The sequence below is a fragment of the endosymbiont of Riftia pachyptila (vent Ph05) genome, from assembly GCF_000224455.1.
Taxonomy (GTDB): Bacteria; Pseudomonadota; Gammaproteobacteria; order Chromatiales; family Chromatiaceae; genus Endoriftia; species Endoriftia persephonae.
Genome location: NZ_AFOC01000107.1, coordinates 1 through 10,194, shown reverse-complemented (window position 1 = coordinate 10,194; position 10,194 = coordinate 1). Strand labels below are relative to the sequence as shown.

The following is a 10,194-nucleotide window of genomic DNA, read 5'->3' as shown; positions in this document are numbered from 1 at the left end:
CACCCCCTCCGCCTGGTGTGGCCCCCACCACAGCTGCTCCGCCGCCTCCGCCCGCTGCTCCGCCGGCCGCTGCCGATGAGAGCCAGCCAAGCCTGGCGGTGGTGTTGATCCGCGCCATGATCGCCGCCGCCCATGCCGATGGCGAGGTAGATGCCGATGAACGCCAGCGTATCTTCGGCAGGCTTGAGCAGAGCGGTCTCGACCCGGAAGAACGGGCCTTCATGGAGCACGAGATCGACAACCCGGTGAGCGCTGCACAGCTGGCTGGCTGGAGCGACTCCGCTGACAGTGCCCAGCAGATCTATTCGGCATCGCTGCTGGCGATTCAGCTCGATACCCCGCAGGAGGTCGTCTATCTGCGCGCCCTGGCTGGTCGGCTGGGGCTGACAGATGATGCGATCAATGCGGTGCATGCGGCACTGGGTGTGCCGCCGCTGGCGCCTGCAATCTAAACGACAGAAGGAGTATCAGGATGTCTCAAGAGTGGTATCTCAGCTATAACGGCCAGCAGATAGGGCCGATGGATTTCGCGCAGGCCGCCGCCCGCGCCCAGGCCGATCCCAACGGCCACGCCTGGCGTCAGGGCATGGCGGAGTGGCTGCCGATCAACCAGATCCCAGAGCTGATGAGCGGCCAGCCGCCGGCAGGTTCCGCGCTAGTGCCGGGTAAGGCGGACGAGATTGACTATCAGATCCACGGCCACGAGAGCCAGTTTGTCGAGGTCGAGCTCGATCCCGGCGAGAGCGCGGTGGCCGAGGCGGGGGCGATGATGTACAAGGACGCTAGCATCGGCATGACCACCCTGTTTGGCGACGGCTCCGGCAGCGATGGCGGTGGCTTCATGGACAAGCTGTTGGGGGCGGGCAAGCGTCTGCTCACCGGCGAGAGCCTGTTCACCACGGTCTTCACCCACAATGGTTCGGGCAAGGCGAAGGTCGCTTTCGCCGCGCCCTTTCCCGGCACCATCATCCCGATCTCTCTGGCCGACATGGGTGGCCGGCTGATCTGCCAGAAGGACAGCTTCCTGTGTGCCGCCAAGGGAGTCTCCATTGGCATCCACTTCCAGAAGAAAATCCTCACCGGACTGTTCGGTGGCGAGGGTTTTATTATGCAGAAACTGGAGGGCGACGGGCTGGTCTTCGTTCAAGCCGGCGGCACCCTGCTGGAGCGTGAGCTGGCCCCCGGTGAACAGCTGCATGTGGACACCGGCTGCCTGGTGGGGATGCAGGACTCGGTGCAGTTCGATCTGCAGCAGGCGGGCGGCGTGAAGACCGCCCTGTTTGGCGGCGAAGGCCTCTTCTTCGCCAACCTGCAGGGGCCTGGCAAAGTCTGGCTGCAGTCGCTGCCATTCTCGCGCTTGGCTGGCCGGATGCTGGAGGCCGCGCCCCAAGGTGGCGGGCGAGACCAAGGTGAAGGTTCCGCGTTGGGTGGATTGGGTGATCTGCTGATGGGGGATAATTGATCCGGCGCTTGCCGGTCGGTTCTGCCCTGTCGCAAGAACATTAGGAAACCGATGTGATGTTTGGCCTGTTGAAATCAACCCCGCCTATCGATGAGCCCTCAGCAGAGTGGCTGTTTGATGCCTATGCTTGGGCGCTGAGAAACTTTGATGCGCGGGTCTTCCATCAGGAGAGCATCCTGGTGGTGCCCTCCAATGAACACTTTCCGGGTCGTGAAAACAGCCTGCACGGCATGGCAGAGCTGATCTTCGAGCAGGTCAAGGCCTATGCTGGCATGGCCCACTGGCCCTGTCGGCTGCTGGATCAGCAGGCCTGTATGACACTGGAAACGCCCAGCCTGCGTCTGGCCGGTGCAATCAGAGGCTCCCGGGGTATTCCGCTCACGACGGTGGCGGAGGATCAAAAACTCATCGTCCTCTACCAGCCGAATCAGGTCAGCAATCCGGAGGCGCTGATCGCCAGCTTCGCCCACACCCTGGCCCACTATCTTGGCACCACCGCTGAAGAGCCCCCGCCGGGCGGGCCGGAGCAGTGGCCCCATCTCACAGAACTGTTGGCGGTGTTTATGGGGTTTGGGCTGATGTTTGCCAACAGCGTCTACGCCTTCAAAGGCAGCAGTTGTGGCAGCTGCGGCGGTGGCGCCCCAGGTCGCAGCGCCTTTCTTTCAGAGGAAGAGACAACCTACGCCCTGGCAATCTTTGCTGTGCTGAAAGAGATCCCGGCCAAAGATGTCAGCCGCCACCTGAAAAAATCACTGCGCCCGGTCTACAAGCAGGCGCTCAAGGATCTGGCAGGACGAGGAGAGCAGCTTGCGCGGTTGCAAGATATCGATGGGGATGCTGTTGCTGCCTTAGCCCAATAGGGTGGATTTTGTGAAGCGCAGCTCGTCATCATCACCCATAAAAAAGGCCTCCCCACCGAGGTGAGGAGGCCTTCTTCACAGCTCAGATCGCTGTCGATCAGCCCATGTTGCTGGCAACGAAGTCCCAGTTGACCAGTTTCCAGAACGCATCCAGGTAGGCGGGGCGGGCGTTGCGGTAGTCGATGTAGTAGGCGTGCTCCCAGACGTCGGCGGTGAGCAGGGCCTTCTTGCCGGCAGTCATCGGAGTGCCGGCGTTGGAGGTGTTGTAGATCTCCAGGCTGCCGTCTTCGTTCTGCACCAGCCAGGTCCAGCCGGAGCCGAAGTTGGTGGCGCCGGAGGTGGCGAACTTCTGTTTGAATTCGTCGAAGGAGCCGAAGGTGCTGTTGATTGCGTCGGCCAGGGCGCCAGTCGGGGCGTTCTCATCGCCGGGCGAACGCAGGCAGTTCCAGTAGAAGGTGTGGTTCCAGACCTGAGCGGCATTGTTGAACACGCCGCCCTCGGACTTCATGATGATCTCTTCCAGGGAGGCGTTTTCGAACTCGGTGCCCGGGATCAGATTGTTGAGGTTGGTGACGTAGGTGTTGTGGTGCTTGCCGTGGTGGAACTCCAGGGTCTCTTGGGAGATCACAGGCTCAAGGGCGTCGATTGCAAAGGGAAGCGCAGGCAGTTCGTGTGCCATCAGTCAGGTACTCCTTGGATCTTATTGAGAGTCGTGGTGGGGTCGATCTGTGCCGCACCACTGGTAAAACCTAGTAAAATACTTGGCCATTCTAGCCAGAGGGGTTGAGTCTGGCAAGGTTATTTTTGTACTGATTCTAAATGGAAATATGGGAACGTCGATGGACCCGGTTGAACTGAATATCTTCGCCTCGCGTCTGGAGGCGGTCTGCGATGAGATGGGGGCGGTGCTGCGTAATGCCGCCTTTTCGCCCAACATCCGCGACCGTCTCGACTACTCCTGTGCGGTGTTCGACGCTCAGGGGGAGCTCTGCGCCCAGGCGGCCCACATCCCGGTCCACCTCGGTAGCATGGCCTTTGCGATGGCCGGAATCGTCTCGAGTCTGGAGTGGCAGGCTGGCGATATGGTAGTCCTCAACGACCCCTATCTTGGCGGCACCCATCTGCCGGATGTGACCCTGATCGCGCCGCTCTTTGCCGACGGTGAGCTGACTGCTTTTGTGGTGAACCGCGCTCATCATGCGGATATCGGCGCCGAATCCCCAGGTTCGATGCCGCTCTCCAGCTCTCTGGAACAGGAGGGGCGGGTGATCCCCCCCGATTATCTGCTGCGCGGCGGTGAGCTGAATCAGCGACTCTACCGCAGCTTGGTCGAGGAGAACCGGAACCCGCAGGAGTCGGCCGGCGATTTTGCCGCCCAGATCAGCGCCAACCGCAGCGGTGTGGAGCGACTGAGTCTGATGATCGACGAGTGGGGGCGGGCGGGCTTCCTGAGCGGCCTGCAGGCGCTCAACGATTATGCCGAGAAGCTGGCGCTGAATGCTATCGCCGCGCTGCCCGACGGCGCCTACCGCTTTGAAGATCTGATGGACGATGATGGTCAGGGTAGCCTCGATATCCCGATCCGGGTCTGTCTGACGATGCGTGGCGGGCGGGTGACGGTTGATTTCAACGGTACCGCCGGGCAGGTGGCCGGTAACATCAACGCGCCGCTCTCGGTGGCCGCGGCGGCAGTCTTCTACGCCTTCCGCTGCTTGATGCCGCCTCAGACCCCCGCCTGCGCCGGCACCTTCCGGCCGATCAGTCTCAACGCCCCGGTGGGTTGTCTGCTCAATGCGCAGCGCCCGGCGGCGGTGGCGGCGGGTAATGTGGAGACCAGCACCCGGGTGGTGGATGTGGTGCTGGGGGCGCTGGCCCAGGTGGTGCCGGAGCTGATCCCGGCCGCCAGCCACGGCAGCATGAACAACCTGGCGATGGGCAGCGATACGCCGGGCCGCCGTTGGGACTACTACGAGACCATCGGCGGTGGCATGGGAGCGGGTTGCCGGAGCCCTGGTCAGAGTGGGGTGCAGACGCATATGACCAACACTCTCAACACCCCCATCGAGGTGGTGGAGGGCCGCTTTCCACTGCGCATCCGACGTTATGAGCTGCGTCGTGGCTCCGGTGGTGCAGGACGGCATGGCGGTGGTGACGGACTGCGGCGGGAGTTCGAATTCCTCGCCCCGGTCCAGGTCTCACTGCTCACTGAGCGACGCCGACGTGGGCCTTGGGGTGCCGATGGCGGTGGTGCTGGGGCGGCAGGGCGCAATCTGCTGGATGGGGAGGAACTGTCGGGCAAGGTCAGTCTGAAACTGGAGGCGGGGCAGCGTCTCATCATAGAGACCCCCGGCGGCGGGGGCTGGGGCACTCCCAGTTCCGACGAGTAGGCCGACCGGCGATGTGTGGTATCTGCGGCGAATTGCGCTTTGATGGTGAGCCGGCGGAGCTGGCCGTGATCCAGCGCATGAGCGTCCGACTGGTGCGTCGCGGTCCTGACCACGCCGGTCGCTTCAGTGACGGTCCGCTCGCCTTTGGGCATCGCCGCCTCGCCATTATCGACCTCTCCGAGCAGGCCAACCAGCCGATGTTCGATCCGCAGCTCGGGCTGGTGCTGGTCTTCAACGGCGCCATCTACAATTATCGGGCGCTGCGCGAGACGCTGATCGCCAAGGGTTACTGCTTCTTCTCTACTGGCGATACGGAGGTGATCCTCAAGGCGTGGCACGCCTGGGGCGAGGCCAGTGTTGAGCGGCTGGAGGGGATGTTCGCCTTCGCCATTTGGGATCAGCAGCAGCGCCGGCTGACTCTGGTGCGCGACCGGCTCGGCATCAAACCATTCTACTATACGCTCGATCAACGCGGTCTGCGTTTCGCCTCCAATACCCAGGCACTGCTGGTGGCAGGTGGCGTCGACACCTCCATCGATCCACTGGCGCTGCACTATCAGTTCACCTTGCATGGGGTGGTGCCGGCGCCACACACCATCTTCAACGGCATCCGCAAGCTGGCGCCGGGCCACGTGATGCGGGTGAGCGAGGCGGGCGCCGGTCCGCAGTACGCCTATTGGTCCTATCCTGTGGATCGTCCGGCCGTGCCACGCAGTGAGGGCGAGTGGCTGGAGGTGATCGAGGTGGCGCTGCGCCAGGCGGTGCGCCGACGCAGCCAGGTGGCTGATGTGCCGGTGGCAGTGTTGCTCTCCGGTGGCCTCGATTCGAGTCTGTTGGTAGCGTTGCTGGGGGAGGCGGGGGTCAGCGATCTGCATACCTTTACTATCGGCTTTGAGGATCAGCCGGAGGAGCAGGGTAACGAGTTCGAGTATTCCGATGCGGTGGCGGAGCACTGCGCCACCCGCCATCAGCGGTTTCTGGTCTCTGATGCCGAGGTGCTGCGGCGTCTGCCGGAGGCAGTGGAGCAGATGGCGGAGCCGATGTTCGGCCAGGATGCTGTGGCCTTCTACCTGCTGGCGGAGCAGGTTGCCAAACAGTTCAAGGTGGTGCAGTCGGGGCAGGGGGCAGACGAGGTATTCGGCGGCTATGCATGGTACCCGCGGATGTTGGCGGATAGTCATGGTGATCCAGTGGCGCGTTTTGCCCGCCACTATTTCGATCGGGATCATGGGGAGTACCTGCGCCTGATCACTCCGCGGCTGGCCGGGGCCGACCACAGCCGGGCGCTGATTGGCGACTATCTACAAGACGTCGCTGATGAGGACTTTATGCAGGCGGTGCTGCGCATGGATCAGACTATGCTGCTGGTCGATGATCCACTGAAGCGGGTCGACAACATGACCATGGCCTGGGGGCTGGAGGCGCGGGTGCCGTTTCTTGATCAGCAACTGCTGGAGCTGATGGCGGCCTGCCCGGCGGAGCTGAAGCTGCGTGAGGCTGGCAAGTATCCGCTCAAGGCGGTTGCCCGGGGGCGGTTGCCCGACTCTGTCATCGATCGTCCCAAGGGCTATTTCCCGCTGCCGGCGCTGAAGTATGTGCGGGGAGAGTTTCTGACGTTTGTGCGCGATATCCTTGATTCATCGGTGGCGTGTGAGCGCGGTCTGTTCCAGCGAAAATATGTTGAGATGCTGCTGGCGGCGCCGCAGATGCACCACACTCGCCTCTGGGGCAGCAAAATCTGGCAGCTGGCGGTGTTTGAGCTGTGGCTGCAGCGGCAGGGCGTGTAGGTTATTAATCCGGCCAAAGCAGGATCTATCGGCGGTTAATCATAGATATAGGGCGGCCTGTGGCCGCTGTCTGTCATATATTGAAATCATGGATGATGTCGGGCGCAGCCTGCCCTATACATGTGCCATGTTTAAATGTCGGCAATCAAATGGACCTAGTAATAGCCTCGCCAAGTCCCTACAAAGACACGATGTTCTTCCCCTGTCTGGCGGGGTAAACTGCCGCGCATCATTGCGGCGCTTGAAAAGCGGCAGTCTGCCACCATCTAGTGCCGGTCACTGAACTCATTACCGAGGTATTCCGATGGACGTGTTGGATCGAATTCGTGAACAGGTGGAAGGCAATCCGGTTGTCATCTACATGAAAGGCACCCCCCAGTTCCCCATGTGCGGCTTCTCCTCCCGTGCGGCGGAGGCGCTGAAGGCATGCGGCGCGCCTTTCTCCTACGTCAATGTGCTGGCCGATCAGGAGATTTTTGAGAACCTGCCACGCTACGCGGATTGGCCGACCTTCCCCCAGATCTATGTGGATGGTGAACTGGTGGGCGGCTGCGATATCACCCTGGAACTGCAAGCTAGCGGCGAGCTGAAAACCATGATGGAGAAGGCCGTGGCGAAGTCGGAGGCTGCCGGCAAGTCCGAATAGTCGATTCTCTGCGGCAGGCGCTCACCTCTGCCTGCCGCTTCTCTGTCTCTCTTCCTGTCAGGCTCTGTTGTTGGTCTGCAATGGGGCCTCGCTTTTTTGCATTGGCTGATCCCAGGGGTTGGCGGGGCTCAGCTCCTGCCAGCGGTTGACGATGGTGCAGAATAGGCGCGCGGTCTGTTCGGTATCGTAGATCGCGGAGTGGGCCTCGTTGCTGTCCCACTCCAGCCCGGCGCACTGGGCAGCCCGTGCCAGCACCGTCTGTCCGTAGGCGAGACCGGCCAGGCTGACCGTGTCAAAGGTACTGAAAGGGTGGAACGGATTGCGTTTGTAGTTGCTGCGTTCCACTGCGGCATTGATAAAACCTAAGTCAAAAAAGGCATTGTGCCCGACCAGAATGGCACGCTTGCAGCCGCTCGCCTTCACTGCCTTGCGAATTGGCTCAAAGATCTTTTTTAGTGCCTCCCGCTCCGGTAGTGCATCGCGAAACGGGTGGTACGGATCGATGCCGTTAAAGGCGAGCGCCTTGGGGTCGATATTGGAATTGGGAAAGGGTTCGACATGGCAGGCATGGGTCTCACCCAGTTGTAACAGGCCGGCCTCGTCGAGCAGGAGGGTGGTTGCGGCGATCTCCAGCAGGGCATCCTGCTTGGCGTCAAAGCCGCCGGTCTCCACGTCGACCACAATCGGCAGGTAGCCGCGGAAGCGGTCGGCGATGATGGGGTTGTATATCGGTTCGTTCATCTGCCAAGGATAATGAAACTGCGGTGGATTTACGACCTACACTGGGGTTGGTTAAGGTAGTTCTTATGAAAGTTCTACAGGATGCCGGGTATGCTGAGGGAGATAGGGTGCCGTTATGATGAGTCGCTTTTTTTTGCAGAGTGGCGCTGTGAGTGTGTTGGTGCTGGTCTGCCTGGGGATGATCTCCGGTTGTGCCAGTGTGCCTGCTGAACAGGCTCATCCGTCCGATCCACTTGAATCGTTCAATCGTGGCAGCGATCGTTTCAATAGGGACTTTGATGAGGCTATCGGCAAGCCGGTGGCCAAAGGGTACCGTCGGGTGTTGCCCGATCCGTTTGATCGGGGTTTCACCAACTTCTTCGAGAATCTGACCGACGTCAATTCAGCTGCCAATAATCTGCTGCAGGCGAAACCCAAACAGGCGGCCTCTGATGTGGGGCGGTTCTGCGTCAACACCACCATTGGTCTGCTCGGTTTCTTCGATGTGGCCAGCGATATGGGGCTGCAGCGCTATCGGGAGGATTTCGGCCAGACGCTTGGTCATTGGGGTTACGAGGAGTCCGCTTATTTTGTCATTCCGATCCTTGGGCCGAGTACGGTGCGGGATGCTGCAGGGCGAGTGGTGGATCTGTTTATCAATCCGCTCTACTTCACGCAGGAAGGGCTGCGTTGGAGCTTGTTGGTGGTCAAGCTGATCGACATCAGGGCAGACCTGCTGGAAACGGTCGAAGCAGTGGATGAGGCGGCGCTGGACCGCTATGTCTTTGTGCGAGAGTCCTATCTACAGAAACGCCGCTACGATATCTTTGATGGCGATCCTCCGTTGGAGGACGACCTGTTCGATGAGTTCTTCGATGAAGATCTTAATCAGACTCCATAGCGGTTAATCACTGACGATTCGCCATTCAATCTTCTCCCCGGCACGCAGCGGGATTACCCGGTCACTGCCAAAGGCGTAACTGGTCGGTACATCCCAGGCGCTTTTCTCCAGCGTGATGCTGTCTCTGTTCCTTGGCAGTCCGTAAAAGTCCGGCCCGAAGTGGCTGGCAAACCCCTCCAGCTTGTCCAGCGCGCCGGCGCGGTCGAAGGCCTCTGCATAGAGTTCGATGGCGGCGTGGGCGGTGTAGCAACCGGCGCAGCCGCAGGCGCACTCTTTGGCGTGAACCGGATGGGGAGCGCTGTCGGTACCCAGAAAGAAGCGTGGATCGCCGCTGGTGGCAGCATCGACCAGTGCCTGTCGGTGTCTCTCCCTTTTAAGGATCGGCAGGCAGTAGAGGTGAGGACGAATGCCGCCAGTGAAGATCGCCGTGCGATTGTAGAGCAGGTGGTGGGCGGTGATGGTACCCGCAACCCGTCCGGAAGCCTGTTTAACAAACTCCACGCCCTCCTGGGTTGTGATGTGCTCGAGTACTAGGCGTAGCTCAGGGAACCTCTCCACAAGCGGCGCCAACTGTTGATCGAGAAAGACGGCTTCACGGTCGAAGGTGTCGACCTCCGGGTGGGTTGCCTCGCCATGAATCAGCAGCGGCAGATCGTGCTGCTGCATTGCCTCCAGAGTGGGATAGATACGTTCGATATTGGTGACACCGGCGTCCGAATTGGTAGTGGCGCCGGCCGGATAGAGCTTTACCGCATGCACAAAACCGGAGGTCTTGGCGCGGGCGACCTCATCGGGACCGAGGTTATCGGTCATATAGAGTGTCATCAGAGGCTCGAAATGGCTCCCCTCTGGCAGGGCGGAGAGGATTCGTTGTCGGTAGGCCTGAGCGGTATCGGTATTGGCTACTGGCAGTTTGAGGTTAGGCATGATGATGGCACGGGCAAACTGTTTGGCCGAATGGGCCAGGACAGAGGTCATCGCCGCGTCATCACGCAGATGGAGGTGCCAGTCGTCGGGACGGTGGATGGTTATCTTCATAGAACGCAATTCTTATAAAATAATATTATCTATAGATAAGCAGAATAAATTTGTTAGATTAAGTAAATACTAATATTCTTTCGCTCGAAGGCTACGCTGTATCTGCTTTCAACAACGCTGCTAAAGACACATTGTATCTATTGGAGAGTTAACAATGAACAAAATCGTTAAAGCCGCTGCTGCTGCAGCTCTGGTTGTTGCTTCTGCTTCTGCTTCTGCTTGGTGGGGCGGTCCCTGGGGCAACCGTGGTTGGAATGACAACAACTGGATGGGCGATGGTTTCGGCGACGGCGCTTTCGATTTCAACATGAGCGCTCGTGGTCGTGGCAACGGTTATGGTAGCGGCTACAACCGTTACAACGACTACTACGGTTACGGTCCTTACGGCTACGG

General features: G+C 60.4%; 11 protein-coding genes. 8 read left to right on the top strand and 3 right to left on the bottom strand.

The window, feature by feature from the left end; translation table 11 throughout:
* The 3 genes from RIFP1SYM_RS14040 to RIFP1SYM_RS14030 form a co-directional block, all read left to right on the top strand.
* Positions 1 to 452: tellurite resistance TerB family protein (locus tag RIFP1SYM_RS14040; RefSeq protein WP_039960575.1), on the top strand; the 452-nt coding region annotated here is incomplete at its 5' end.
* Positions 453 to 472: 20 nt separating this feature from the next.
* Positions 473 to 1,462, top strand: a complete 990-nt coding sequence (locus RIFP1SYM_RS14035; protein ID WP_005965910.1) for a TIGR00266 family protein — start codon at positions 473 to 475, stop codon at positions 1,460 to 1,462.
* Positions 1,463 to 1,518: 56 nt separating this feature from the next.
* Positions 1,519 to 2,322: a hypothetical protein gene (locus RIFP1SYM_RS14030; protein ID WP_006474847.1), complete on the top strand. Its 804-nt coding sequence runs from the start codon at positions 1,519 to 1,521 to the stop codon at positions 2,320 to 2,322.
* 97 nt (positions 2,323 to 2,419) lie between these two features.
* On the opposite strand, the gene RIFP1SYM_RS14025 is transcribed toward RIFP1SYM_RS14030, so the two are convergent.
* The gene (locus RIFP1SYM_RS14025; RefSeq protein WP_005965908.1) at positions 2,420 to 3,001 is read right to left on the bottom strand and encodes a superoxide dismutase; all 582 of its coding nucleotides are present in this window, start codon (positions 2,999 to 3,001) and stop codon (positions 2,420 to 2,422) included.
* Positions 3,002 to 3,161: 160 nt separating this feature from the next.
* Between RIFP1SYM_RS14025 and RIFP1SYM_RS14020 the strand changes: the two genes are divergently transcribed.
* The 3 genes from RIFP1SYM_RS14020 to grxD all read left to right on the top strand — a co-directional run bounded on the left by RIFP1SYM_RS14020 (position 3,162) and on the right by grxD (position 7,142).
* Entirely contained in the window at positions 3,162 to 4,709 is a 1,548-nt protein-coding gene (locus RIFP1SYM_RS14020) for a hydantoinase B/oxoprolinase family protein (protein ID WP_039960573.1), read from the top strand.
* Positions 4,710 to 4,720: 11 nt separating this feature from the next.
* Complete coding sequence (locus RIFP1SYM_RS14015) at positions 4,721 to 6,496, top strand: N-acetylglutaminylglutamine amidotransferase (protein WP_039960571.1); 1,776 nt, start codon at positions 4,721 to 4,723, stop codon at positions 6,494 to 6,496.
* A 304-nt stretch (positions 6,497 to 6,800) separates the two neighbouring features.
* Complete coding sequence (gene grxD, locus RIFP1SYM_RS14010) at positions 6,801 to 7,142, top strand: Grx4 family monothiol glutaredoxin (RefSeq protein WP_005965905.1); 342 nt, start codon at positions 6,801 to 6,803, stop codon at positions 7,140 to 7,142.
* Positions 7,143 to 7,199: 57 nt separating this feature from the next.
* Here grxD and rnt read toward each other — a convergent pair whose 3' ends face one another.
* Entirely contained in the window at positions 7,200 to 7,883 is a 684-nt protein-coding gene (rnt, locus tag RIFP1SYM_RS14005; RefSeq protein ID WP_005965904.1) for a ribonuclease T, read from the bottom strand.
* Between the two features lie 115 nt (positions 7,884 to 7,998).
* On the opposite strand from rnt, the gene RIFP1SYM_RS14000 reads away from it, so the two are divergent.
* Positions 7,999 to 8,763 (top strand): MlaA family lipoprotein, encoded by a 765-nt coding sequence (locus RIFP1SYM_RS14000; protein ID WP_005965902.1) that lies wholly within the window; start codon positions 7,999 to 8,001, stop codon positions 8,761 to 8,763.
* Positions 8,764 to 8,766: 3 nt separating this feature from the next.
* Here the strand turns inward: RIFP1SYM_RS14000 and pyrC are convergent, their stop codons facing one another.
* On the bottom strand, positions 8,767 to 9,801 hold the full coding sequence (pyrC, locus tag RIFP1SYM_RS13995; protein ID WP_006474844.1) for a dihydroorotase: 1,035 nt from the start codon (positions 9,799 to 9,801) through the stop codon (positions 8,767 to 8,769).
* Between the two features lie 154 nt (positions 9,802 to 9,955).
* On the opposite strand from pyrC, the gene RIFP1SYM_RS13990 reads away from it, so the two are divergent.
* Positions 9,956 to 10,194, top strand: a 239-nt coding sequence (locus RIFP1SYM_RS13990; RefSeq protein WP_039960568.1) for a sulfur globule family protein, incomplete at its 3' end; no start/stop codon positions are given.